Raw genomic sequence first — 25,027 nt, forward strand, 5'->3', positions numbered from 1 at the left:
GGCTCTCTGTGCATAAAAAAACGGGGACTGGCATTGCTACCAGTCCCCGCATTTCACGACAGTTTGATGACCCTTTGATGACGCTCGCTGTTTTACTGTTTTGCCAGGCGCGTATTCAAGCCCAAGTAGTCGAGCAGGATGCGTCCGCTTTCGGCGAGGTAGGCGTCATCTTCCGGCTTGGTTTTCTCATCTTCAACCGGCAGGGCGTCTTCGTCTTCTTCCTTGAGTTTGTTTAGCAGGCTTTCGCCTTTTGCTTTGCGGCGGCTGTTCTCGATGGCGAGTTGCTGGCCTTCGATATCGGCCTGCTGAGCGCGGCGTTTGGTTTCATTGAGGCTGACGGTGGTTTCTTCCATCAGCTTCTGCGCCAGTTGCAGGCGTTCACGGGCGAAGGTGAAGTCCGGGTTCTGGGCGGTACGGCCTTCAAAACGGCTTTGCAGTTCGGCGAGGAACGGCTTGATTGGGTCCAACTCCGGTTTGATCGCCGGCTTGATGCTGTCCCACGGCAGGGCCTCGGGCAGAGCGCTCTCACCGATTTCCTTGGTGTCCATGATATCCGGGTAGCGAATATCGGGAATCACCCCCTGGTGTTGGGTGCTCTGCCCGGATACGCGGTAGAACTTGGCCAGGGTCAGCTTCAGTTCGCCATGGTTGAGCGGCTGGATGGTTTGCACGGTGCCTTTGCCGAAGGTCTGGCCACCGAGAATCAGTGCGCGGTGATAGTCCTGCATAGCGCCGGCGAAAATCTCTGAAGCCGAGGCCGACAGTCGATTGACCAGCACGGCCATGGGGCCTTTGTAGTAAATGCCGGTATTTTCGTCGGCCAGTACGTCAACGCGACCATCGCTGTTGCGTACCAGCACGGTCGGGCCCTGGTCGATAAACAGGCCAGTCAGTTCTGTTGCTTCCTGCAGCGAGCCGCCGCCGTTGTTGCGCAGGTCAATCACCACGCCGTCGACTTTTTCCTTCTCCAGTTCGGTCAGCAGGCGTTTGACGTCACGGGTGGTGCTTTTGTAGTTCGGGTCGCCGGCACGGAAGGCTTTGAAGTCCAGGTAGAACGCCGGTATCTCGATAACCCCGAGCTTGTAGTCGCGGTTATCGTGCTTGAGGTTGAGAATGGACTTTTTCGCAGCTTGCTCTTCCAGCTTCACAGCCTCGCGGGTAATGGCGACTACCTTGCTGGTTTGATCATTTGGCGCATTGCTCGCTGGAATCACCTCCAGGCGCACTTGTGAGCCTTTCGGGCCACGAATCAGCTTGACCACTTCATCCAGACGCCAGCCGATCACGTCGACCATTTCCTTGCTGCCCTGGGCTACACCGATAATTTTGTCGGCGGGTGCGATCTGCTTGCTCTTTTCTGCCGGGCCAGCCGGTACCAAGCGCACAACCTTGACGTGTTCGTTGTCGCTTTGCAGTACGGCGCCAATACCTTCGAGCGACAGGCTCATATTGATATCGAAGTTTTCCGCGTTGTCTGGCGACAGATAGGTGGTATGCGGGTCGTAGGACATGGCAAAGGCGTTGATGTAAGCCTGGAACACGTCTTCACCGCGGGTCTGCTTGAGGCGCGCGAGCTGGTTGTTATAACGCTTGGTCAGCAGCTCCTGGATCGCCTTGGGCTCTTTGCCGGCGATTTTCAGGCGCAGGACTTCATCTTTAACTCGCTTGCGCCACAGGTCATCGAGCTCGGCAAGATCTTTGACCCAGGGGGCGTTTTCGCGGTCGATCAGTAATGTTTCGTCGGTATTGAAATCGAGCGTGTCGACACCGTTTTCGAGCATATTCAGGGTGAACTGCAGGCGGCTCTGCAAACGCTCCAAGTGACGTTTGTAGATGACAAAGCCTGGCTGCAGGTCGCCGTTTTTCAACAGGTCGTCAAAGCGCGTGCGCCATTGATCGAACTCGGCGATATCGGAAGCAATAAAGTAGCTGCGCGAGGGGTCGAGCATCTTCAGGTAGCCCTGATAGATCTTTTCCGAGCGCTCGTCATTCAGTGGTGGCTTGTTGTAGTGATGGCGCTTCAACAACTCCACGACGTTGAGGCTGGCGATAACCTGTTCGCGGTCAGGCTGCAGGTATTCCCAGGAGTCGTCACTGGTGGTTTTCGCCGCGAGCGGTAGAGCGCTCAGGGCAAACGAAAAGGCGAGGGTGACGCTGAGTAGGGATCGCTTCATGCTAATTCGACGTGTGGGCAGTTGATAACGCATATTAGGCCGTCTTTAAGGGCGCCAGGTTCCATCGGCGCAATGCAAAAGCCCGGCGGTCAGCGCCGGGCTCGGTTCAAATGCACTATGGAGGCAGCGTGAAGGCATTGCAAGGCGTTGAAGGCCGTGTGGAATGGGCGCAACACCCCGCGCCGGCCTGTGATGTAGGGGAAATTCGCATCCGTGTAGCGGCTGCCGGGTTGAATCGTGCCGACTTGTTGCAGCGGGCTGGGCTTTATCCGCCGCCGCCTGGCGCCAGCGAGGTGCTTGGGCTGGAGTGCGCCGGTATCGTCAGCGAAGTGGGTGCCGGTTGCGACTGGAAAGTAGGCGACAGGGTGTGCGCGCTGTTAAGCGGCGGCGGTATGGCCGAAGAGGTCGTGGTTGATGCACGGCACGCCTTGCCGGTGCCCGAAGGCATGACGCTGGCCGAAGCGGCAGCGTTGCCGGAGGTGTACGCCACAGCCTGGCTCAATCTGTTCCAGCTGGCAGCGTTGAAGCCCGGGCAGAAGGTGCTACTGCATGCCGGCGCCAGTGGCGTAGGTTCGGCAGCTATTCAATTGTGTAAAGCCTTTGGCAGCCCATGCTGGGTCAGCGTCGGCTCTGCTGAACGGCTGACCTACTGTGAAAGCCTGGGCGCTCAGGGCGGGGTGCTGCGCGGTGAAGAGCAACTGCAGGCACTGCGCGATTTTGCTCCGTTCGATGTGATTCTCGACCCGGTAGGCGCCAGCTACGCCGCGCTTAACCTGGATTTGCTGGCTGTGGATGGCCGCTGGGTAAACATCGGCTTGCTCGGCGGACGCAAGGCTGAGATCGATCTGGCGGTGGTATTGGGCAAGCGCATTGCGTTGATCGGCTCGACCCTGCGCAATCGTGATGAGCAGTTCAAGGCTGATCTGTTGCGCGATTTGCAGCAGTTTGTCTGGCCACTTTTCGCCGAAGGGCGCCTTAAACCGCAACTTCAGCAGGCTTATGCGCTCAAAGATGCGGAGGCCGCCTTTGCTGCGTTGGCGAGCAATCAGGTCAACGGCAAGCTGGTGCTGGTCATAGACTCAACCTTGGAGTGAAGCCTAGGGTCGATTGGCTTAATCAATCGGAATCATGGCGGCAATCAATAAGCTTTTTTTGCACAAGGCGCTAAGATGCGCCCTGTAAATTTCTAACCCTCAACAAGGAATCAGAGATGAATCTCATCAACACCCAAGTTCAACCGTTCAAGGCTAACGCTTTCCACAACGGCAAATTCATCGAAGTGACCGAGCAGTCCCTGAAAGGCCAGTGGTCGGTACTGATCTTCATGCCAGCTGCCTTCACCTTCAACTGCCCGACTGAGATCGAAGACGCAGCCAACAACTACGCTGCGTTCCGCGATGCCGGTACTGAAGTTTACATCGTCACCACCGACACCCATTTTTCCCACAAAGTCTGGCACGAAACTTCGCCAGCTGTAGGTAAGGCTCAGTTCCCGCTGGTTGGTGATCCAACCCACGCTCTGACCCGCGCTTTCGGTGTGCACATCGAAGAAGAAGGTCTGGCTCTGCGCGGCACCTTCCTGATCAACCCGGAAGGCGTGATCAAGACCGTTGAAATCCACTCCAACGAAATCGCTCGTGACGTATCGGAAACCCTGCGCAAGCTGAAAGCTGCTCAGTACACCGCTGCTCACCCAGGTGAAGTGTGCCCAGCCAAGTGGAAAGAAGGCGAGAAGACTCTGGCTCCTTCCCTGGACCTGGTTGGCAAGATCTAAATCTGCCAACACCCTCCCTGGGCTCAGGCCCTGGGTGGGGAGTACTTAGCGCTGTCAGGGTCGCAACCCGACCCTAGTGGTGCCCGATGCCCGGGCGCGATCCGCCCGGGCATTTTATTGCCCAGAATTTTTGTCATTGAGGACTATCCGCCATGTTGGACGCTAACCTGCAAACCCAGTTGAAGGCCTACCTGGAAAAGGTCACCCTGCCGTTCGAGATCGTCGCGTCCCTCGATGACAGTGCGAAATCTCAGGAACTGCTTGAGCTGCTGCAAACCATCGTCGGCCTGACCGACAAGATCACCCTGAAGACCGATGGTAGCGACGCCCGTCGTCCGTCGTTCTCGCTAAACCGTCCAGGCGCAAACATTGGCCTGACCTTCGCTGGCATTCCCATGGGCCACGAGTTCACCTCGCTGGTGCTGGCGCTGCTGCAGGTGGGCGGCCATCCGTCCAAGCTGGATGCCGAGACCATCGAGCAGATCAAGAGCATCGAAGGTTCGTTCGAGTTCGAGACCTACTACTCGTTGTCCTGCCAGAACTGCCCGGACGTGGTTCAGGCACTGAACCTGATGGCGGTGCTCAATCCGAATATCCGCAACGTGTCGATCGACGGTGCGCTGTTTCAGGAGGAAGTCGAGCGTCGTCAAGTGATGGCCGTGCCGAGCATCTACCTGAACGGTGAGGTGTTCGCCTCCGGTCGTATGGACGTGAAGGAAATCCTCGCCAAGATCGACACCGGCTCCGCCAACCGCGATGCCGAGAAGATGAGCGCCAAGGAAGCCTTCGACGTGCTGGTGATCGGTGGTGGCCCAGCCGGTTCTGCTGCAGCTATTTACGCAGCGCGCAAAGGTATTCGTACCGCCCTTGCTGCCGAGCGTTTCGGCGGCCAGGTGCTGGATACCATGTCGATCGAAAACTTCATTTCGGTGAAGGAAACCGAAGGGCCGAAACTGGTGCGCGCTCTGGAAGAGCACGTGCGTGAATACGAAGTCGACATCATGAACCTGCAGCGCGCCAGCGCTTTGGTTCCTGCGAGCAGCGAAGGCGGCTTGCATGAGGTGAAGTTCGACAATGGCGCTAGCCTCAAGGCCAAGACCCTGATTCTCTCCACCGGCGCGCGCTGGCGCGAGATGGGTGTGCCCGGTGAGCAGGAATACAAGGCCAAGGGCGTGTGCTTCTGCCCGCATTGCGACGGCCCGCTGTTCAAGGGTAAGCGTGTTGCAGTAATTGGCGGTGGTAACTCCGGCGTCGAGGCTGCGATTGACCTTGCCGGTATCGTGGCTCACGTGACCCTGCTGGAGTTCGCCGACACCCTGCGTGCCGACGCCGTGCTGCAGAAGAAACTCTACAGTCTGCCCAACGTTACTGTGATCAAGAGCGCGCAGACCACCGAAGTCAAAGGCGATGGCCAGAAGGTCAATGCGCTGGTCTATAAGGACCGCACCACCGAAGAGCTGCACAGCGTCGAGCTGGAAGGTATCTTCGTGCAGATCGGTTTGCTGCCTAACACCGACTGGCTGAAGGGCAGTGTCGAGTTGTCGCGTTTCGGTGAAATCATCGTCGACGCTAAGGGCGCTACCAATATCCCGGGTGTGTTTGCTGCCGGTGACGTGACGACTGTGCCGTACAAGCAGATCGTCATCGCTGTGGGCGAGGGCGCCAAGGCCTCCCTGAGTGCCTTCGATCACCTGATCCGCAGCTAACACGCTCGACGATCTAGGTCGCACCAGAGCGGACAACCTTTGTGGGTTGTCCGCTTTTTTGTGCTCTGCCATTTGGCGGTTGGCGGTCTTTTTTCGAGTGTTTTTACGTCCCAGGCGTTTGCGGCATGGCTGTCGATAGTATTTATTATGATCGACATATAATATTTATATTATGTGTGTAATATGATTTGGCGCACTATACCTCCAGACGCACTACCTACCCCCGCACAGCCAGGAGACGCACCATGAGCACGCATAACGAGAAAGGCACTGCATTGATCACCGGCGCTTCATCAGGCATTGGTGCCACCTACGCCGAGCGCCTGGCGCAACGCGGTTACAACCTGCTGTTGGTTGCCCGCGATCTGCCGCGCTTGCAGGCGCTGTCTGCGCGCTTGACCGAGCAGTACGGGGTAAAGATCGAAACGCTGAAGGCCGACCTGACTGACAAGGCTGATCTGCATGCCGTTACCCAGCGCCTGCGGACCGACAAGGGCATCAGCACGTTGGTCAACAACGCCGGCATGGCTATGAACGGTCAGCTTGTCGAGGCCGATCTCGACACTGTTGATCGGATGATTCTGCTCAACGTGGTTTCGCTGACTCACCTGTCCACCGCAGCCGCTGCCAACTTTACGGCCGCCGGGCGTGGAGCAATCATCAATATCGCCTCGGTGGTGGCCTTGGCTCCGGAAATGTTCAATGCCGTGTACAGCGCCACCAAGGCCTATGTACTGAGCCTGACCCAGACCCTCAACGGTGAAGTGAAGACGCAGGGCCTGCAGGTGCAGGCCGTATTGCCCGGCATTACCCGCACCGAGATCTGGGAGCGTAGCGGCATGGATGATTCGGCACTGCCGGCGAGCATGATCATGGAGGTCGGCGAAATGGTTGATGCGGCGCTGGCTGGTTTCGATCAGGGCGAGTTGATCACCATTCCATCGCTGCCTGATGCCGCTGACTGGCAGGCCTTTATCGATGCCCGTGGCAAGCTGGCGCCGAACCTGTCCCACAGCAGCGCCGCTGCACGTTACAAGTAAATCGCTGGCCGTAACAAGAAAAGCCCTGGCTGGAGACAGTCAGGGCTTTTGCTGTGGGGCACTAATTTTCTGCAATCAGGTGGTTTGCGCCGCGTCGCCGATGTTCTGTTCGATCAGCAGGCGGCGGGTGGTTTTCAGCAATCGGTCAGACAGTTCCGGGTCGCTTACGCTGCGTGACAGCAGCAGGGCGCCAACCATGGCGCTAAGAATCAGCACGCTCTGTTCATCGGCGTGCTCAACGCCAAGGCCGGATTCGATGGTTTGCAGGCGGTCGCGAACCAGCTCGTCGGTCACCGGGCTGGGGGCGCCGCGCTGGCCCAGTTCGGCGGACATGGTCGGCAGCGGGCAGCCATCGCCCGGGTTGGCGCGGTGGGCGGACGACAAGTAGCCGCTGATCAGATGGGTCAGCGGTTTATCGCTGTTGGCCATCTCGTTGGTGACCGCCGTCAGCTTGTCAGCGCTGTGGCGCAGGGCGGTTTCCACCAGTTCATCTTTCGATTTGAAGTGGGCGTAGAAACCGCCATGGGTCAGGCCCAGGGTTTTCATCAGCGGCTGCAGGCCGGTGGCACCGACGCCGTCGCGGCGAAATAGACGCGCGGCCTCTTCGATGATGCGCTGATGGGTCTGGGCTTTGTGGTCTTCGGAATATCGCATGGAGTACCTGGCCGCTGGTTTCAGATGTTGCCTGCCATCTTACTCGCTTCGCCCCGGTGTTTCAGTGCCGGGTGTAGGCGATATCCCAGGCATGCTGAGAATAAGCCAGGTGGTTGAGCCTACGGCGTACAGGTGGTCGTCGACATCGTAAATGCGCCCTTCGGCGCGGATCGGCCCGACCTTAGTGCTGAGGGCGCGAATGTAGCTGATGCGCAGATCGGTGGTGGTGTAACCCTGGCCGCGCTGCAACCGGGTGTGGATGGCGCAGCCCATGCAGGAGTCGAGCAGGGTGGCCGCATAGCCGCCGTGCACGCTGCCCAGCGGGTTGTAGTGGCGCGTGTCCGGTGTGCCTTGGAAGACAAAGCGCCCGGATGACCATTCCAGCGGAACAAAATCCAGCAGATGACCGATGGGCGGCGAGGGCAGTTCACCGCGGCCGATGCCGTCAAAGAACTCCTGCGGCAACAGTTCGCTGACCTGCGCCAGGCTCATGCTGCCGGGTGCACTGAGGCTGGCGCGCATGGCCTGTTCGGCGGCGAGCCATTCGGCCAGTTTTTCTTCGCGTGATGGGATGCTCATAGGGCGGGCCTCTGTTTGTGGTGGCTGTAAAATTACAAGCGTAATTTAATTGTTTGTATTATGGTTGAAATATTAAAGTTTGGCGAACCACGCCAGCCCGTGATCACAGGACCCACGCCCATGCATCCCTATCCCTTGCCGTCTCGCAGCCTGCTGCTGATTCTGGTGGCCCTGACCGCCCTTGGAGAGATTTCCACCCAGCTGATCATCCCCAGCCTGGGCGTTATCGAGCTGATCATGACGGCCCGCCCCGGCAGCAGCCTGCTGGCTCTATCGGCTTTCGTCGCCGCCTTTGGCCTGGGTCAGTTGTTGCTCGGCCCGCTGTCGGATCGCATCGGCCGGCGTCCGGTGCTGATCGCCGGGTTGCTGGTTTATCTGCTCGCGACCCTGTGGATGCTGCTGGCCAGCAGCACGGGCGAATTCATTGCCGCCCGCGTGCTGCAGGGTCTTGGGGCTTGCGCGGCATTGGTGCTGGCGCGGGCCATCGTCCGCGATGTGTGGCAGGCGCAGGCTGGGCCTGCATTAGCGCTGACGGTGATTGGCATGCTTTGCGCCATCGTCCTGTCGCCGATGCTGGGCGGCGTGCTGACGCTGTATGGCGGCTGGCAAGCGCCGATTGCCCTGGCGCTGCTGATCGGCGTTGCCATCGTTTGTGCGGTGTTGGGCCTGTACCGCGAAAGCAATCGGCAGCTCGACCCTCAGGCTGGGCAACTGAGCCGTTTGGTCGGTAATTACCGCGATCTGCTGCGCGCTGCTTCGTTTCGCGCGCTAGCCCTGACGCTGGCCTGCACATATGGCGCGATGTTCGCCGTGATCGCCGGTTCATCGGCCGTATACATCGGCCTGCTCGGGTTGAGTTCGGCGCAATTCGGTATCACCTTCGCGGCAATTGTTTCGGCGCTGATCGCCGGCGCGCTGTTTACTCAGCGGCGCATTCTGCAGTTGGGCCCCGAGAGAATAGTGGGCATAGGTGTGGCGCTGGTGGCGAGCGGCGCCTTGGTCACCTTGGCGATCTATTTACTGTTTGGCTTGTCGTTGCTCGGCCTGTCGTTGCCCCAGGTATTGGTGACCTTGGGCGGCGGCATGTTGCTGCCGGCATCGGTGGCGGGCGCGGTGATCCCCAATGCCCACCGCGCCGGTCTGGCTGCAGGCTTTATGGGCTTTGCGCAAATGGCCGGTGCTACCTGCAGCGGCGTCTTGCTTAGCTTGCTGGCGGATGGCTCGGCGTGGCCTATGGTGTTGCTGAACAGTTTATTTGCCGTTGCGGCGTTCTGCGTCTTCCACCTGCTGCGCCCAAGGCCAGCAGTGAACGCGGCGCTGGTTGGCTAACCCCAGGAGTAAGTCCATGAGTAACTATGACGTGCTGATTATCGGTGGCGGCCCCGGTGGCTATAACGCGGCCATCCGCGCCGGGCAACTGGGCCTGAAAGTCGCCTGCATCGAGGGTCGCGAGACCCTGGGCGGCACCTGCCTGAATGTCGGCTGTATGCCGTCGAAGGCGTTGCTGCATGCCTCGGAGTTGTATGAAGCAGCGACCAGTGGCGAGCTGAATAACCTCGGTATCGAGGTCACGCCGACGCTCAATCTGGCGCAGATGATGAAGCAGAAGGATGAAAGCGTAACGGCCCTGACCAAGGGCATCGAGTTTCTGTTTCGCAAGAACAAGGTCGAGTGGATCAAAGGCTGGGGCCGTTTGAATGGGCCGGGCAAGGTCACGGTGACTCTCGCCGATGGCAGTGTGCGCGAGTTGCAGGCCAAGGACATTGTGATCGCCACCGGCTCGGAGCCGACGCCACTGCCGGGAGTGACCATTGATAACCAGCGCATTCTCGACTCCACCGGTGCGCTGGCCTTGCCGCAAGTGCCCAAGCACCTGGTGGTGATCGGTGCCGGGGTGATTGGCCTGGAGCTGGGTTCGGTGTGGCGGCGTTTGGGCAGCGAAGTGACGGTGGTGGAGTACCTCGACCGCATCTGCCCAGGCCTGGATAACGAAACCGCGAAAACCCTGCAGCGCACCCTGAGCAAGCAGGGCATGAGTTTCAAACTGGCAACCAAGGTCAGCGCCGCCAAGGCCACGGCCAACGGCGTAACCCTTGACCTGCAGCCGGCTGCCGGCGGCGCTGTCGAGCAATTACAGGTGGACTATGTACTGGTCGCCATTGGCCGCCGCCCCTATACCGCCGGCCTGGGGCTGGAAACCGTGGGTCTCGCCACCGACAAGCGCGGCATGCTGGAGAATCAGCAGCACCGCAGCAGCGTGCCGGGCATCTGGATTATTGGCGACGTGACCTCCGGGCCGATGCTTGCACACAAGGCCGAAGATGAAGCCATCGCCTGTATCGAGCGCATCGCCGGGCATGCTGCCGAGGTCAATTACGATGCGATTCCCGGGGTGATCTACACCAAGCCGGAAGTCGCCACCGTGGGCAAGACCGAGGAGCAGCTGAAGGCCGAGGGGCGCGCCTACAAGGTCGGTAAATTTCCCTTTACCGCCAATAGCCGGGCGAAGATCAATCACGAGGCCGAAGGCTTCGTCAAAGTGCTGGCCGATGAGCGCACCGATCAGATTCTCGGCGTACATATCATCGGTCCCAGCGCCGGCGAGTTGATCGGCGAGTACTGTGTGGCCCTGGAGTTCAGCGCTTCGGCCGAAGATATTGCGCTGATCTGCCATCCACACCCAACCCGCTCGGAGGCGCTACGCCAGGCGGCGATGAGTGTGCATGGCTGGGCCATGCAGGTCTAAGCCTACTTACAGTCTGCTGCGCGTCGGCCCTGCTGCGTTAAAAGCAGGCTCGGAATGCTCATGTACGAAAGTACACTCCGCTTCCTTGCCGCTTTGACCAGCCGGAGGCTGTTACTAACGTAGCGCCTTGCATGGCTCTAGCTCGCAAGACTTCAAAAAGATTCTTAAAGCTCCAAAGCATTACGCGCCGAAACGCTGGAGTTGCATCTCCTGCAAGCGGCTGAGGGTGCGGCGAAAGGCGAAGCTCAGGTAGCCCTCGGTATAGAGTTCGGCGAGCGGCACCAGGGCTTCCAGGTACAGCGGCACCTTGCGGTCGTAGCACTCATCCACCAGGGCAATAAAGCGCCGCACGCTGTCATCCTTGACCGACAGAGCGGGCAGCTGGCGATCACCGGCCTGCACCCGCTCGACGCCATCTTCGGTGCCGCGGGCGATCTTCGCCGCGCGTTGCGGGCTGCTCAGGTTGGGCACTTCGCTGAGCAGAATGGCCTGGAAGCGGTCACACAGGGCGATAAAGTCCGGCGCGGCCAAGGGCTGCTCACACAGATCGGCAAAGCGGCACCAGAGCACGCCGTCGCAGTGGCGCAGGGTCTGTACGCTGCGATTGCCGAGCGTGAGCGGTTGATCGCTGCTGGGCCTACCTGCGGCCAACTGACTGAAGGTCCGGCTGAGCACACTGGGCAGTCCCTGCGTGGCGACCCAGTAACGGGTATGCGCGATGCCTGGGTGCAGGCGATGATCTTCCTCACCGTTGATGCTCACCACCTGCATATGCCGCTGCAAGGCGGCCACCGCAGGCAGAAAACGCTCGCGATTAAAGCCTTCGGCATACAGCAGTTCAGGTGGCTGGTTGGAAGTGGCCACCAGCACCATGCCCTGTTCGAACATCACCTGAAACAGGCGGCCGAGAATGATCGCATCGCCGATATCGCTGACAAACAGCTCGTCGAAACACAGCACGCGCACCTCTTGGCTCAGCTCAACGGCCAGCGCCTGCAGTGGGTCAGGCGTACCGGTGAGCTGAAACAGGCGCCTATGCACCCAACGCATAAAGTGGTGGAAGTGCTGACGCCGCGCCGGGACTTTCAGGCCTTTGTAGAAGCTGTCCATCAGCCAGGTTTTGCCACGGCCCACCGGCCCCCACAGATACACCCCGTTGATCGGATGCGCGGATGTGGCCTGGTGCAAGGCTTGATGGCAATCATGCAGGGCTTGGGCGGCCTGCCACTGCGCAGGGTCGGATTTGAAACCGTCGCGGTCGATGGCCTGCTGGTAGGTGACGAGGGGTGAATTGCTGGGCATGAAAACAGGCGCATGGCGGTGAGGTGACGCGTTATAGCCTGTAGACAGGCCTACGCGCCACATCCAGCCTCAATCAGCGCCAGTTAAGGATCGGCCAACCGGCCTGCTGGGCGTGCGCAAGCAGAGTGGGGTCGGGGTTGACCACATAGGGCTTGTCGACTACCTGCAGCAGTGGCAGGTCGTTGCGTGAGTCGGAGTAGAAGTAGGCGCCGTCTAGAACTTCGCCGTGCTCTTGCAGCCAATCACGCAGGCGCGTGACCTTACCTTCGCGGTAGGTCATGACGCCCTGGGTACGGCCGCTGTAGTGGCCGTGCTGAACTTCCAGGTCGATAGCCAGTACTTCCTCGATCTTCAAGCGCGCCGCAACGGCGCTGACCAGAAAATGCGCCGAGGCGGAAATCACCAGCAGCCGGTCACCGGCGGCGCGGTGGTTGGCCAGGCAGCGGGTGGCGTCGCTGTAGAAAATCGGCTCGATCACGTCTTCGACAAAGGGCTCCACCACATGGGCGACTTCTTCCGGCGTGCGGCCCACCAGGGGCGACAGGGTGAAGGCCATATAGTCTTCCATGGCTAGGCTGCCGGCGGCGTATTGGCGCATCAGCTCCTGCTCATGGGCGATAAAACTGTCGGCGTCGGCCCAGCCGAGCTTGACCATTTCCTGGGTCCACAGGCTGGCGCAGTCGCCGCCGATCAGGGTTTCGTCCAGGTCGAAAATTGCCAGGGCCATCAGGCCACCTCACAGATTGCGTTGTCTTCAATGTTCAGGTTGATGCGCTGCCCGCTGGCGTGCAGGTCCGCCGGGGAGCGGTTGAGCACGTCCACCAGCAATTCGACGCCGCGCGCCTCGATGCGGTAACGGATCACGTTGCCGAGCAGACGATGGCTGCGGATCTGCCCTTCGATGTTGCCCTGGGCGCCAATCTGGATGGCCTCCGGGCGAATTGCCACGCGGCTGTTGACCGGGCGTAGCAGCAGGCGGCTGGCGGTATCGGCGTCGAGCAGGTTGTAGTTGCCGATAAACCCGGCGGCAAAGGCGTCGGCGGGGGCGGTGTAGAGGGTTTCCGCGTCGCCGCTCTGGACGATCTTGCCGGCGTTCATCAGGAAGATACGGTCGCTCATGACCAGCGCTTCTTCCTGGTCATGGGTGACGAAGATGGTGGTCAGGCCCAGCTCCTGTTGGATGCTGCGGATCTGCTCGCGCAGGTGCTTGCGAATCCGCGCGTCGAGCGCCGACAGCGGCTCATCGAGCAGCAGCAGGCGCGGGCGGGTGACCAGCGAACGGGCCAGAGCTACGCGTTGGCACTGGCCGCCGGACAGTTGCTGCGGGTAACGGCCGGCGAAGTCATTCAGCTCGACCAGCTCCAGCACTTCCTTGACCCGTTGCTCGGCTTCGCTGCCTTTGACCTTCTGCATGCGCAGGCCGAAGGCGACGTTCTGCTGCACGGTCATATTGGGGAATAGCGCGTAGCTCTGGAATACCATGCCGATGCCGCGTTTTTGCGGGGCGACGGGCACCAGGTCCTCACCGTCGAGCAGAATCTGCCCGCCATTCACTCCGGTTAGACCGGCGATGCAGCGCAGCAGGGTGGATTTGCCGCAGCCGGACGGGCCAAGCAGGGTGATGAATTCGCCCTTGGCGATCTCGCAGTTGATATCGCTGAAGATCGCGGTATCGCCGTAGCTCTTGTGCAGGCCTTGAATACTCAGATAACTCATGACTTGTCCTTATTCAGGCGGTTGGCCGCCCAGGTCATCAGCAGCACGAACATGAAGTAGGAAATCACCAACGCGCTGGTGAAGTGACCGCTGTCGTTGCGCATGTTGTAGAGGTACACCTGCAGGGTTTCATAGCGGCTGCCGACCAGCAGGTTGGCGAACACAAACTCACCAAACAGGAAGCTGAAGGAGAGAAACACCGAGACCATCAAGCCCTTGCGCAGATTAGGCAGCACCACCATAAAGGCCGCACGCCAGGTGCTGGCACCGAGCAGGTGGGCGGCGTCCATCAGGTCGCGCAGGTTGATTGCCTGCAGGTTGTTGCTGATGGCTCGGTACATAAACGGCAGGGCGATAGTGAAGAAGCAGCCAATCAGAATCCACGGCGTACCGAGGATTGGCAGCGGGCCGCCGGCGAACAACTGCATCAAGCCGACCGAGGACACCACCGGCGGGATGGCGAACGGCAGCAGGATCAGCACGTTCATTACCGCATCGAGCTTGGGGAAGTGATAACTGACCACAAACAGCAGCGGCAGAATCAGCACCAGCGACAGCGCAAGCGCGGCCAGGCAGACCAGCAGCGAGCGGCCAAACGCGGCTAGGAAGCGTGCATCGCTCCACAGCGCCAGGTACCACTTGAAGGTCAGCCCGCTGGGCAGCACGCTGGCCGACCAACTGGTGGAGAACGAGTAGAGCAGGGTGCCGAGCAGCGGCAGCAAAAGGATCAGCAGCAGGCTGTAGACCACCAGCTGGTGGAACAGCGGCGAGCGTTTTTCAGCGTGGGACATGGTAGCTCCGGCGCAGCAGCCATTGGTGAACGATGGTGATCAGGGTCATCAGGCCAACCAGAATCATCGCCAGGGCACTGGCCATATTCGGGTCGAGGAAGATGTCGCCGGAAACCATGGCGGCAATCCGAATCGGCAGAATATTGAAGTTGCCAGTGGTCAGCGCATACACCGTGGCGTAGGCGCCGAGGGCGTTGGCCAGCAGAATCACAAAGGTGCCGAGCAGCGCTGGGGTCAAGACGGGCAAGCCGATATGCCGCCAGAACTGCCAGTTGCTTGCGCCGAGCAATTCAGCCGATTCGCGCCAGTCTTCACGCAAGGCGTCGAAGGCTGGGTAGAGCAGCAGCACACCGAGAGGAATCTGGAAGTAGGTGTACAGCACGATCAGGCCGGTTTTCGAGTAGAGGTTGAAATCCTCGATGATCCCCGCCTGCTTGAGCAGGATGGTCAGTGCGCCGTTAAACCCCAACAGGATGATAAAGGCGAAGGCCAGCGGCACCCCGGAGAAGTTGCTGGTCATGTTGGAAAACGCCATGACGAAGTCGCGCAGCTTGCTGTCGACTTGCCGCAGCGAGTAGCTGCCGAGAATGGCAATGCTGATGCCGATCAGGCTCGACCAGAACGCCACTTCCAGGCTGTGACGCATCGCCTGGCGGTAGAACGGTGAGGAGAAGGCCTGCTGGAAATTGCCCAGGCCCCAGCCTTCAGCGGTGTGCAGGCTGTTGCTGGCCACCCAGAGCAGCGGGGCGATCTGAAAGGCGATAAAGAACAGGGCAAAGGGCAGCAGGCACAGCAGCGCCAGCCATTTGCCGCGCAGGGCAGACATCATGCGAGAAGCTCCCGGCAGACAGGTTTGTCGTGGGCCACGCCGAGCAGCTCGCAGACCGTGCCACACAACTCCAGCTGTTTCGGCTGGGCGTTGGGGTTGAGGCTGAAGGCGCTGCCAAGTACCAGCAGCGGCACTTCGCGTTCTTCCGGCAGCAAGCCGTTGTGGCTGCGATCGTTGTTCATGCCGTGGTCGGCGGTCACCAGAATCTGGTAGCAGGCATCGAGCCAGGGCTGAATATATTCGGCCAACAACACATCGGCCATGCGCGCGCTGTTACGGTACTGCGCGCTGTCGAGGCCGTGCTTGTGGCCGGCGTCGTCGATATTCATCGGGTGCACCAGCAGCAGGTTGGGCGCATGGCGCAGGCGCAAGCTTTCCGCATCGGCGAACAGGTGAGAATCCGGGTAATGGTCGGCGTAGTAGAAGTGGCCGTACTGAATCGGCAGGTTAGCGTCTGCCGTGTGACGGTCGCGCGCTGCTTGGAATGGCGAACGGTTATACAGCTCGCTGACCCAGTGATAGGCCGCCGCAGCGGTAATCAGCCCAGCGTCACGGGCGTAGTGGAACATGCTGCGCTGAGTCGACAGGCGCGAGACATCGTTATTGACGATGCCGCTGTCGATCGGCGCAACACCGGTCAGAATCGCTTCATACAGCGGGCGTGACAGGGCCGGGAGTTCACAGTCGAGTTTGTACAGCGCGGCGCGTCCAGCCTGGCAGTAAGCCTGCAGATGCCCCAGCGCATGCTGAGCCACCTGATAGCTCAAGCCATCCAGAACCACGAGGATGACGTTGTGCGACATGATTGAAAGCCTTAGCAACCGAATCGGCCCCGGAGTGTATCCGGGGCCAGATTGCATTAGTTCATATTGATGATGACGTGTTCCTGCCACAGACGCGGCAGTGCTTTGGACGTGGCTTCCCAGGCAGCAGCATCTTTGATTGGCTGAACCTTGGCGTATTGCTCCTGCGGCAGCAGCTTGGCTTGTACTTCGGCTGGCAGGGTCAGGTGTTCGGCACGGATTGGGCGGGCGTTGCCTTTTGCCAGGTTGATCTGGCCAGCGTCGCTCAAGATGTACTCACGCGCCAGTTTGGCTGCGTTGGGGTTTTTCGCCCACTTGTTGATGATGGTGCTGTAGCCGGAAATCACCGAACCATCGGAAGGAATCAGTACTTCGAAGCGGCTTGGGTCGATCTGGTCGCGGTAGCTCAGGCCGTTGAAGTCCCATACCACGCCCACTTCCACTTCGCCTTTTTCCAGGGTCTGGATGGTTGGGTTAGCCAGCGACAGACGGCCTTGTTTGGCCAGCTCACCGTAGAAATCCAGCGCCGGTTGCACGTTGCTTTCATTACCGCCCATGGCGATGGCGGCAGCCAGTACGCCGTTTACGGCTTGTGCGGCGGTGCTGACATCACCGGCAGAGACTTTGTAGGTGCCCTTTTTCAGGTCAGCCCAGGAACGCGGGATATCCTTGACCAGCTGCTTGTTGACGATAAAGGCAATAGAGCCGGTGTAGGCGAGCATCCAGTGGCCGTCAGCATCTTTGGCCCAGGCTGGAATCTGTTCCCAGGTGCTCGGCTTGTAGGGCTGGGTTACACCCTGCTGCACGGCGATGGGGCCGAAGGCCGCGCCGACGTCGCCGATATCGGCGGTTGCGTTGTCTTTTTCAGCGGCGAACTTGGCAATTTCCTGGGCCGAGCTCATGTCTGTGTCCATATGCTTCAAGCCATACAGCTTGTTCAGGTCAACCCAGGTGTCCTTCCAGTTGGCCCAGCTGTCAGGCATGCCCACACTGTTCACCGCGCCTTCAGCGCGCGCGGCTTTTTCCAGTGCTTGCAAATCCGTTTCAGCAGCCATGGCCGAGGTGGCCAGGGCGATGGCTGAGCCCATCAGTGAAGCCAGCAGCAGTTGTTTCATTGGAAACTCCTTTGCGATTGAAGTGCGTGCAGTGAAAAGTTCTGGTCTAGATCAGCAAGACCTAGGCCAATTTAGGCTTGTTAAATGACAGTTTTATGTACGTTGGTCATTTACCGGCTCGGGCCGGGTTGCACAAACTGGCGCACCACTAGCGTAGACCATGAACAAATTCAGTCATGTAAGGCCTGCAGCCCAAGATTTATAAGCTTTTGCTGCTACTGAAAGAAAGTTGTCATGGCGTGGTCATCAAGACTGCTTAAACTTGAAACATGGTTTTTACTGCTGCACCCACAGGTTGATGCCCCGAAATGGGGCTGGACTAGTCCAATTTTGGAGGTCTTGATGCGCGATGAAGCGCCGCGGGCAGTCACAGCTATATGCCGGGCATTGGAAGAGCAGATCGAACACGGCCTGTTGCCGTCGGGCAGTCAGTTGCCGGCCGAGCGCAAGCTCAGCGAGGTATTCGATACCACGCGCATCACCTTGCGTGAGGCGCTGGGCCAGCTTGAGGCCCAAGGGCTGATCTATCGCGAGGAGCGTCGCGGCTGGTTTGTTTCGCCGCCCCGCGTGGCCTACAACCCGCTGGTGCGCAGCCACTTTCACGCCATGGTCGGTGAACAGGGGCGGGTGCCGGCCACTGAAGTGCTGAGCGCGCGACTGATTCCGGCCAGCGCCGAAATCTGTCAGCTACTGGCTTTGCCGGCGCTGTCCAGCGTCTACCAGATTCGTCGCGCCCGGCGTATCGACGGCCGCCTGGTGCTGTATGTCGAGCACTACCTAAATCCGAATTACTTCGCCGGCATTCTGGATTTCGACCTGACCCGCTCGCTGACCGAACTGTATGCCAGCGAATACGACATTCATTACGGCCGAGTGCGGTTTGATATGGTGCCCACGGCGTTGCACAGCGAAGCCGCATCGGCATTGAAAGTAGCGGTGGGCAGCCCCGCGCTGCGCATTGTAAGGATCAACCGCGACCAGCACGGCCGACTGATTGATTGTGATCTGGAGTTCTGGCGACACGACGCTCTGCATGTGAGCGTCGAGGTGCCGGAGTGACGGTAACAGCGTAGGGCGGATGACGCTTTTTCATCCACCCTACAATGTCGTGAGCTTTTAGATAATGAGCGTCACGGCAGCTCAGCGCTGGCGTAAAACGCCGTCAGCACTTTCACCAAATGCGCCAGATCATGGCTGCCAGCCAGTTCGCGGATCGAGTGCATGGCGAAGGTCGGCAGGCCGATATCCACGGTGCGCACGCCCAGCTGGCTGGCGGTGATCGGGCCGATGGTCGAGCCGCAACCCATGTCGCTGCGGGTGACGAAACTCTGCACCGGCACTTCATTTTCCAGGCACAGGTGACGGAAGAACCCGGCGGTTTCGCTGTTGGTGGCGTAGCGCTGGTTGCTGTTGATCTTGATCACCGGGCCGGCGTTGAGCTTGGGGCCGTGGTTAGCGTCATGTTTGTCGGCATAGTTGGGGTGTACGCCGTGGGCGTTGTCGGCCGAGACCAGCAGCGAGCGTTGAATGGTACGGACGAAGGCATCGCCGTCCGGCAGCACGCGGCGCAGCACCTGTTCGAGCATCGGGCCATCGGCGCCGCAGGCCGAGCAGGAACCGACTTCCTCGTGGTCGGTACACACCAGCACGCAACTTTCTTCATCCGGCGCTGCCATCAGCGCCTGCAGCCCGGCGTAGCAAGACAGTAGGTTGTCCAGCCGCGCGCCGGCGATAAAGTCGCCATTCAGGCCAATCACAGCAGCGCTTTGGGTGTCATAGAAACTCAGTTCGTAATCGAGCACCGCATCGGCGCTGAAGTCGTGTTCGCGGGCCAGTTGATCGGTGATCAGCGCGCGGAAATCGGCCGGTTCATCGCCGGACAGCTGCGCGAGGATTGGCGGCAGCTCGTTCTGCGGGTTGATTGCCCAGCCCTGATTAGCTTCACGGTTGAGGTGAATGGCCAGGTTGGGAATCACGGCAATCGGGCATTGGAAGTCGATCAGCTGGCTTTCCACCTTGCCATCGCGGCGGTACGTGACTCGACCGGCCAACGACAGGTCGCGGTCGAACCAGGGCGCCAGCAAGGCACCGCCATACACCTCAACGCCGAGCTGGAAAAAACCCTGCTTCTGCAGTTCTGGTTGCGGCTTGACCCGCAGGCATGGGCTGTCAGTGTGTGCGCCGACCAAGCGGATACCGCCTTCCAGTGGCGCGCGCTTGCCTAGCTTGAAGGCGATGATCGAGGAATCGTTGCGCGTCACGTAGTAGCGGCCGCCGGCCTCGGTGTGCCAGCTGGCGCGCTCGTCCAGGTGCTGAAAACCGGCCGCTTCGAGGCGTTGAGCCAGGCTGGCGGTGGCATGAAAAGGGGTTGGCGAGGCCTTGAGGAACTCAATCAGGCCTTGATTCAAATCTTCGCGCATAGGGCACTCCAGACGGCAATCGGCCGAGTTTAGCGGATTTGCCTAGCGCTTTGGGCTGCCGCGCTCGACAGATCAGCGCGGGATGCTGACCAGGCTAAGCAGATAACCGTCGAACTCGGCGAATTGGCCTGCCAGCTCACTGCCAGCGGGCCAGTCCGCATGCAGGTCAATCAGCAGACGCATACGCACGTTATTGTCGGTGTCGACGCTGAGTAGCTCGGCATCCTGAAAGTAGAAGTGCTGCTGCACCTGCGGGTAGAGCGCCTTGAACAGGCTTTCCTTGAGCGAAAATGTCAGGCTGATGCGTTGGGCACGCTGTTCGTTCGGTAAGGTTTCTAGACGGAACAGCTCGGAGGGCGTCAGGATTTCCGCTGCCAAGCGTTCGGCGCGGCTGGCTGGCATGATCTGCTCGATGTCCAGACCCAGGCCGCGCCAATCCGTGCTGTTACCCACCACGGCGCCGGCCCAGCCGCTGCCGTGAGTGATCGAACCGACCATGCCGACTGGCCACTGCGGCGCACGGTCTTCACCGCAGGCCGGCGTGGCGGAAATGCCCGTCAAACGCATCAAGGCCTCACGCGCGCACAGCCGACCGGCCAGGTATTCGGCCTGGCGCTTGGCCACGCCGCGCACCGGCTCGATGGCGCAGCGGCTGAAATCCTCTGCATCCAGCAGCTCGGGGCTAAAGCGTGTGCTGATCAGCTGCACCGCCGGCAGCGCATGCGGCAGTGGCCAATGGTCATTCAGCGGGCTGCAGCAGGATGGCAAGTAGGCTGTATTCATCGGCCTATTCTGCCGCGCGCCGGTTTGTACGGCCAGCCGGCGCGGGCGTTTACATTTCTTTGCAAAGCCGCAACAAAGCTAAACGGAGTTGCCGAGGCTTTTTTGCCACACTGCGGCATGCGTTTCTTCGGGGACGCAGGTGAGGTTGTAGCTGGCGCAGGCGTGAGGCTTGTTCCGGCATTTCTCTGAGAATGAGTACGGGAGCCCATTTGGGCTCCCGTTTTTTTTTGCGCTGCGTTTGTCACTGGGCAGGCTTTGTACTCATCGCCTTAAGCACAACGGCTATGCACCGTGCGCAAAACCAGCCCGGCTGGCTGCGTGCTAATCTGCCAGGACGGCTGATTTAGAGCCTTTCTGTGAGCCTGCCGATGCCCGCTGCCAATTCCTCTGCGCACCTGATGCGTGGCACTTCCGCTTACCGGCGCGCGACCCTGGCGCTGTTCTGTGCCGGGTTTGCCACCTTTGCCTTACTCTACTGCGTGCAGCCGCTGCTGCCACTCCTGGCGGCACATTTTTCCGTATCGGCGGCGGGCAGCAGCCTGGCGTTATCGCTGACCACCCTGAGCCTGGCCATCTGCCTGCTGGTGTCTGGCGCGCTGGCCGAGAGCTGGGGCCGTAAGCCGGTGATGGTGGCGGCCCTGGGCTTGGCTTCCTTGCTGGGGATTGCCTGCGCGCTGGTGGATAGTTGGGATCATCTGCTCTGGCTGCGCGCCTTGCTTGGCCTGGCCCTGAGTGGATTGCCAGCGCTGGCCATGGCCTATGTCGGCGAGGAGTTCGATCCCGAGGCGTTGCCGGCGGCTATGGGCCTGTATATCGGTGGCACCGCGTTAGGTGGTTTGCTCGGGCGCCTGCTTGCTGGTTTGCTCAGTGATCTCGGCGGTTGGCCGCTGGCCTTGGCCGGCATTGCCGGCATGGGCTTGTTGGCGTTGGTGCTGTTTGTCTGGCTGCTGCCGCCGTCACGGCATTTCACCGCGCAGTCGCTGTCACTGCGCGGCCTGTTGCGCAACTTTGCTACGCACCTGGGTAATGGTGAGTTGCGCCGTCTGTTTCTCTTGGCGTTTCTATTGATGGGCGGCTTTGTCGCACTGTTCAACTACGTCGGTTTTCGTCTGGCAGCGGCGCCGTTCAACCTGTCTTCCAGCCTGATCGGCCTGCTGTTTACCGTGTATTTGCTGGGTATCGTCAGCGCTGGTTGGGCGGGGCGCCTGGTGCCACGCTTGGGCGCACGCCAGGTGATGCAGGGCGGTATCGCCATCATGCTGCTGGGTGTGGCGCTGTGTGCCACGCCCTGGTTAAGCGCGGCGGTGGCGGGGCTGGCCTTGTTCACCCTGGGCTTCTTTGCCGCCCATGCGGTGGCCAGCGGCCAGGTGGGGCAGCGTGCCCACGGCGCCAAGGCGCAGGCATCTGCGTTGTACATGTGCGCCTACTACCTGGGCTCCAGCGTGATTGGCTACGCCGCTGGGTATATCTGGGAGCACGCCGGCTGGCTGCCAATGCTGGCGGTATTGGCCGTGTTATTTGTCGCAGCCGGTGTTAACGCGCGCAAGTTGTAAGAGGGCGTTCAGCGTTTGTTCAGCAAGGGTTCAGTGGGCGTTCAGCTTGGGGTAGGCAACATGGACCTCGAGTTAAGCAACACCGACTAACCACTGAGGACACACCATGAACCGCACTCTTAGCAAACTGGCCCTGGCAACTTCCCTGACCTTCGCTGCGGCTGCGGCCAATGCCGGCGACAACTTTGTTGGCCTGACCTGGGGGCAGACCGACAACAACATCCAGAAATCCAGCGCGCTCAACAGCAACCTGAACAGCCCCAAGCTCGACAAAGTAATCAACGACACTGGTACCTGGGGCGTACGCGCCGGTCAGGTCAGCGATGCAAACCGTTACTACATGACCTACGAGAATGTCTCGGACACCGATCGCGGCAACAAGCTGCGTCAGCAGAACCTGCTGGGTAGCTACGATGTTTTCCTGCCGGTTGGCGACTACAACACCAAGCTGTTCGGCGGTGCCACCGCTGGCCTGGTCAAGCTGGAGCAGGAGAGCAAAGGCTTCAAGCGTGACAGCGATATCGGCTTTGCCCTCGGCCTGCAGGCTGGCATTCTTCAGGACATCAACCAGAATGCCTCGATTGAAGCCGGCTACCGCTACCTGCGCACCAATGCCAGCACCGAAATGGCGCCACACGGCGCAGGCAAGGTCGGCTCATTGGACCTGCACAGCAGCGGCCAACTTTACCTGGGTGCCAACTACAAGTTCTAAGAACTTGCCTCGGACCTGCTGCGCGTCGGCCAAACTGCGTTGAAAACGGCCTCGGAATGCTCATTTACACCTCGTAAACTGCGCTTCCTCGGCCGTTTGACCAGCCGGAGGCTGTTACTAACGTAGCGCCTTGTTTGGCTCTAGCTTGTGAGATCCGATTCAGGTTCTAAGCGGCAGGTAGGCCAAAAGGGCCGGGCACCATGCCCGGCCGCTTTATGGGAGGAATGTGCAGGATGAAACTGTTGGTCGTGGAAGATGAAGCGCTGCTGCGTCACCACCTCTATAGCCGGCTGGGCGAGCAGGGCCATGTGGTCGATGCAGTGGCCAATGCCGAAGAAGCCCTGTACCGCGCTGCGGAATACAACCATGACCTGGCGGTGATCGATCTCGGCCTGCCAGGCATGAGCGGGCTGGACCTGATTCGCCAGTTGCGCAGTCAGGACAAGAGCTTCCCTATTTTGATACTCACCGCCCGTGGCAACTGGCAGGACAAAGTCGAAGGCCTGGCCGCCGGTGCCGATGATTACGTTGTCAAACCCTTTCAATTCGAAGAGCTGGAAGCGCGCCTGAACGCCTTGCTGCGCCGCGCCTCGGGCTTTACCCAGGCAAGCATTGCCGCTGGCCCGCTTCTGCTCGACCTCAACCGCAAGCAGGCGTTGCTCGATGGCGAAGCCCTGCAACTGACCGCCTTTGAGTACCGTATTCTCGAATACCTGATGCGCCACCAGCAGCAGGTGGTGGCCAAGGAGCGATTGATCGAGCAGCTCTACCCGGATGACGAAGAACGCGACCCCAACGTGATCGAAGTGCTGGTCGGCCGCCTGCGTCGCAAGCTTGAAGGTCAGCTGGATTTCAAACCCATCGAAACCGTGCGCGGCCAAGGCTACCTGTTTACCGAGCGCTGCCGATGAGCGAGGCCGAGTTGAGCAAACCGGTCACTGGCCGTCGCGGCGAGTCCCTGCGCCTGCGCCTGATGCTCGGCACGGCGGTGCTGGCGGTACTGTTTATGCTGGCTCTGCTGCCGGCCTTGCGCGGCGCGTTTGTTATCGCCCTTGAACAGTCCATCGAAAAACGCCTGGCCTCGGATGCGGCTGGATTGGTTTCTGCTGCACGCAACGAGCAGGGCCGATTGAGCATGCCGGAGAAACTACCGGCTGAAGAATTCGACAGTCTTGAAGCCAAGCTGCTGGGCTTTATCTACGACCGTCAGGGCACGCTGGTCTGGCAGTCGCGTTCCTCCCTGGATGAAAGCGTCGACTATCGCCCACGCTACGACGGCCGTGGTCACGAGTTTGTGCGCATCACCGATGCTCAAGGCCACGAGTTCTTTGTCTACGACGTAGAAATCGACCTGCTGCGCGGGCAGAGCGCGGCCTTCAGCGTGGTGACCATGCAGCCGGCCAGCGATTACCAGGCCATGTACGACGGCTTTATAGGCCAGCTCTACCTCTGGCTCGGTGGCGCGCTGTTGGTGTTGCTGGGGTTGCTGTGGTTTGGCCTGACCTGGGGCTTTCGTAGCCTGCGCGGGCTTAGCGCCGAATTGGATCAAGTGGAGGCGGGCACCCGTGCCAGCCTGAGTGAAGAGCACCCGCGCGAGCTGCTGCGCCTGACCGGCTCGCTCAACCGCCTGTTGGAAAGTGAACGCCAGCAACGCGAACGTTACCGGCATTCGCTGGATGACCTGGCACACAGCCTGAAAACCCCCTTGGCCGTGCTGCAAAGCGTGGCTGAAGTGATCGACAAGCAGCCGCAGAACCGCGAGCAGTCGCAGGTGCTGCAGCAGCAGATCGAACGCATGAGCCAGCAGATCGGCTATCAACTGCAGCGCGCCAGCCTGCGCAAAAGCGGCTTGATCCGCCACAGCACACATTTGGCGCCTTTACTCGATACGCTCTGCGGTGCGCTTGCAAAGGTCTACCGCGACAAGCAGGTCCAGATGCTGCGCGATTTTGCCAGCGAGCAGCACCTGCCCATGGAGCGTGGCGCGTTGTTGGAGTTGCTCGGCAACCTGCTGGAAAACGCCTACCGCCTGTGCCTCGGCCAGGTGCGCGTGAGCGTGCGTCAGCAGGGCAGTGTGCTTGAACTCTGCGTCGAAGACGACGGGCCAGGCGTGCCAGCTGATCAGCGCGAGCGCATCCTGCGCCGTGGTGAGCGGTTGGATGCCCAGCATCCGGGGCAGGGCATCGGTACCGCTGTAGTTAAAGACATCATCGAAAGCTACGACGGGGAATTGCTGCTGGAGGATTCGGCGTTGGGTGGCGCGAGTTTTCGTGTACGGTTCAGCGACTGAAACAAGCCCGTGTGTATGCGCAGTGGCAGAAGCGCAGAGA

The 25,027-nt window shown here is 60.3% G+C and carries 23 protein-coding genes; 11 read left to right on the forward strand and 12 right to left on the reverse strand.

Going from position 1 to position 25,027, the window contains the following annotated elements; genetic code table 11:
* Positions 1–92: 92 nt before the first annotated feature.
* A complete protein-coding gene (locus HBN63_RS05735) occupies positions 93–2,174 on the reverse strand; it encodes a carboxy terminal-processing peptidase (RefSeq protein WP_160087452.1) in 2,082 nt (693 codons plus the stop codon).
* A 128-nt stretch (positions 2,175–2,302) separates the two neighbouring features.
* Here HBN63_RS05735 and HBN63_RS05740 point away from each other — a divergent pair, with 128 nt between their 5' ends.
* From HBN63_RS05740 to HBN63_RS05755, 4 genes are all read left to right on the forward strand, one after another.
* The gene (locus tag HBN63_RS05740; RefSeq protein ID WP_170048726.1) at positions 2,303–3,268 is read left to right on the forward strand and encodes an NAD(P)H-quinone oxidoreductase; all 966 of its coding nucleotides are present in this window, start codon (positions 2,303–2,305) and stop codon (positions 3,266–3,268) included.
* Positions 3,269–3,384: 116 nt separating this feature from the next.
* Positions 3,385–3,948: an alkyl hydroperoxide reductase subunit C gene (gene ahpC / locus HBN63_RS05745; protein WP_090252986.1), complete on the forward strand. Its 564-nt coding sequence runs from the start codon at positions 3,385–3,387 to the stop codon at positions 3,946–3,948.
* A gap of 152 nt (positions 3,949–4,100) precedes the next feature.
* Complete coding sequence (gene ahpF, locus HBN63_RS05750) at positions 4,101–5,654, forward strand: alkyl hydroperoxide reductase subunit F (RefSeq protein WP_090252989.1); 1,554 nt, start codon at positions 4,101–4,103, stop codon at positions 5,652–5,654.
* A gap of 245 nt (positions 5,655–5,899) precedes the next feature.
* Positions 5,900–6,694, forward strand: a complete 795-nt coding sequence (locus HBN63_RS05755; RefSeq protein WP_160087448.1) for an SDR family oxidoreductase — start codon at positions 5,900–5,902, stop codon at positions 6,692–6,694.
* Positions 6,695–6,769: 75 nt separating this feature from the next.
* Here HBN63_RS05755 and HBN63_RS05760 read toward each other — a convergent pair whose 3' ends face one another.
* Together HBN63_RS05760 and HBN63_RS05765 are read right to left on the reverse strand one after the other, a co-directional pair.
* Positions 6,770–7,348 carry a TetR/AcrR family transcriptional regulator gene (locus tag HBN63_RS05760; protein ID WP_170048727.1) on the reverse strand — a complete coding sequence of 193 codons (579 nt, stop codon included), beginning with the start codon at positions 7,346–7,348 and terminating at the stop codon, positions 6,770–6,772.
* A gap of 39 nt (positions 7,349–7,387) precedes the next feature.
* Entirely contained in the window at positions 7,388–7,927 is a 540-nt protein-coding gene (locus HBN63_RS05765; protein ID WP_170048728.1) for a PaaI family thioesterase, read from the reverse strand.
* Between the two features lie 120 nt (positions 7,928–8,047).
* On the opposite strand from HBN63_RS05765, the gene HBN63_RS05770 reads away from it, so the two are divergent.
* Positions 8,048–9,256 carry an MFS transporter gene (locus HBN63_RS05770; RefSeq protein ID WP_170048729.1) on the forward strand — a complete coding sequence of 403 codons (1,209 nt, stop codon included), beginning with the start codon at positions 8,048–8,050 and terminating at the stop codon, positions 9,254–9,256.
* Between the two features lie 16 nt (positions 9,257–9,272).
* Positions 9,273–10,673 carry a dihydrolipoyl dehydrogenase gene (gene lpdA, locus HBN63_RS05775; RefSeq protein WP_170048730.1) on the forward strand — a complete coding sequence of 467 codons (1,401 nt, stop codon included), beginning with the start codon at positions 9,273–9,275 and terminating at the stop codon, positions 10,671–10,673.
* 180 nt (positions 10,674–10,853) lie between these two features.
* Here the strand turns inward: lpdA and zapE are convergent, their stop codons facing one another.
* From zapE to HBN63_RS05810, 7 genes are all read right to left on the reverse strand, one after another.
* On the reverse strand, positions 10,854–11,975 hold the full coding sequence (gene zapE, locus HBN63_RS05780) for a cell division protein ZapE (protein ID WP_170048731.1): 1,122 nt from the start codon (positions 11,973–11,975) through the stop codon (positions 10,854–10,856).
* A gap of 73 nt (positions 11,976–12,048) precedes the next feature.
* Positions 12,049–12,702 (reverse strand): HAD family hydrolase, encoded by a 654-nt coding sequence (locus tag HBN63_RS05785; protein WP_160087436.1) that lies wholly within the window; start codon positions 12,700–12,702, stop codon positions 12,049–12,051.
* Entirely contained in the window at positions 12,702–13,691 is a 990-nt protein-coding gene (locus tag HBN63_RS05790; RefSeq protein ID WP_170048732.1) for an ABC transporter ATP-binding protein, read from the reverse strand. Before HBN63_RS05790 ends, HBN63_RS05785 begins: the two co-directional genes overlap by 1 nt.
* Entirely contained in the window at positions 13,688–14,482 is a 795-nt protein-coding gene (locus HBN63_RS05795; RefSeq protein WP_090387003.1) for an ABC transporter permease subunit, read from the reverse strand. Before HBN63_RS05795 ends, HBN63_RS05790 begins: the two co-directional genes overlap by 4 nt.
* On the reverse strand, positions 14,469–15,308 hold the full coding sequence (locus tag HBN63_RS05800) for an ABC transporter permease subunit (RefSeq protein WP_167145738.1): 840 nt from the start codon (positions 15,306–15,308) through the stop codon (positions 14,469–14,471). Before HBN63_RS05800 ends, HBN63_RS05795 begins: the two co-directional genes overlap by 14 nt.
* Positions 15,308–16,114 carry an alkaline phosphatase family protein gene (locus HBN63_RS05805; RefSeq protein ID WP_170048733.1) on the reverse strand — a complete coding sequence of 269 codons (807 nt, stop codon included), beginning with the start codon at positions 16,112–16,114 and terminating at the stop codon, positions 15,308–15,310. Before HBN63_RS05805 ends, HBN63_RS05800 begins: the two co-directional genes overlap by 1 nt.
* A gap of 56 nt (positions 16,115–16,170) precedes the next feature.
* Complete coding sequence (locus tag HBN63_RS05810) at positions 16,171–17,229, reverse strand: ABC transporter substrate-binding protein (protein WP_170048734.1); 1,059 nt, start codon at positions 17,227–17,229, stop codon at positions 16,171–16,173.
* A 342-nt stretch (positions 17,230–17,571) separates the two neighbouring features.
* Between HBN63_RS05810 and HBN63_RS05815 the strand changes: the two genes are divergently transcribed.
* Positions 17,572–18,288 (forward strand): UTRA domain-containing protein, encoded by a 717-nt coding sequence (locus tag HBN63_RS05815; protein ID WP_160015038.1) that lies wholly within the window; start codon positions 17,572–17,574, stop codon positions 18,286–18,288.
* 71 nt (positions 18,289–18,359) lie between these two features.
* Here HBN63_RS05815 and HBN63_RS05820 read toward each other — a convergent pair whose 3' ends face one another.
* Together HBN63_RS05820 and HBN63_RS05825 are read right to left on the reverse strand one after the other, a co-directional pair.
* Entirely contained in the window at positions 18,360–19,649 is a 1,290-nt protein-coding gene (locus HBN63_RS05820) for a M18 family aminopeptidase (RefSeq protein ID WP_170048735.1), read from the reverse strand.
* A 72-nt stretch (positions 19,650–19,721) separates the two neighbouring features.
* Positions 19,722–20,432, reverse strand: coding sequence for a 4'-phosphopantetheinyl transferase superfamily protein (locus HBN63_RS05825; RefSeq protein WP_170048736.1), 711 nt, complete (start codon positions 20,430–20,432; stop codon positions 19,722–19,724).
* A 368-nt stretch (positions 20,433–20,800) separates the two neighbouring features.
* On the opposite strand from HBN63_RS05825, the gene HBN63_RS05830 reads away from it, so the two are divergent.
* The 4 genes from HBN63_RS05830 (at position 20,801) to HBN63_RS05845 (ending at position 24,987) form a co-directional block, all read left to right on the forward strand.
* On the forward strand, positions 20,801–21,985 hold the full coding sequence (locus tag HBN63_RS05830; protein WP_170048737.1) for an MFS transporter: 1,185 nt from the start codon (positions 20,801–20,803) through the stop codon (positions 21,983–21,985).
* Positions 21,986–22,091: 106 nt separating this feature from the next.
* Positions 22,092–22,697, forward strand: coding sequence for an outer membrane beta-barrel protein (locus HBN63_RS05835; protein ID WP_170048738.1), 606 nt, complete (start codon positions 22,092–22,094; stop codon positions 22,695–22,697).
* A 233-nt stretch (positions 22,698–22,930) separates the two neighbouring features.
* Positions 22,931–23,608, forward strand: coding sequence for a response regulator (locus HBN63_RS05840; protein ID WP_167144827.1), 678 nt, complete (start codon positions 22,931–22,933; stop codon positions 23,606–23,608).
* Positions 23,605–24,987 carry an ATP-binding protein gene (locus HBN63_RS05845; protein WP_170048739.1) on the forward strand — a complete coding sequence of 461 codons (1,383 nt, stop codon included), beginning with the start codon at positions 23,605–23,607 and terminating at the stop codon, positions 24,985–24,987. The genes HBN63_RS05840 and HBN63_RS05845 overlap by 4 nt, the downstream gene beginning before the upstream one ends.
* Positions 24,988–25,027 lie beyond the last annotated feature (40 nt).

It is taken from the genome of Pseudomonas sp. WS 5011 (genome assembly GCF_012985775.1).
In the GTDB taxonomy this organism is placed as follows: Bacteria; Pseudomonadota; Gammaproteobacteria; order Pseudomonadales; family Pseudomonadaceae; genus Aquipseudomonas; species Aquipseudomonas peli.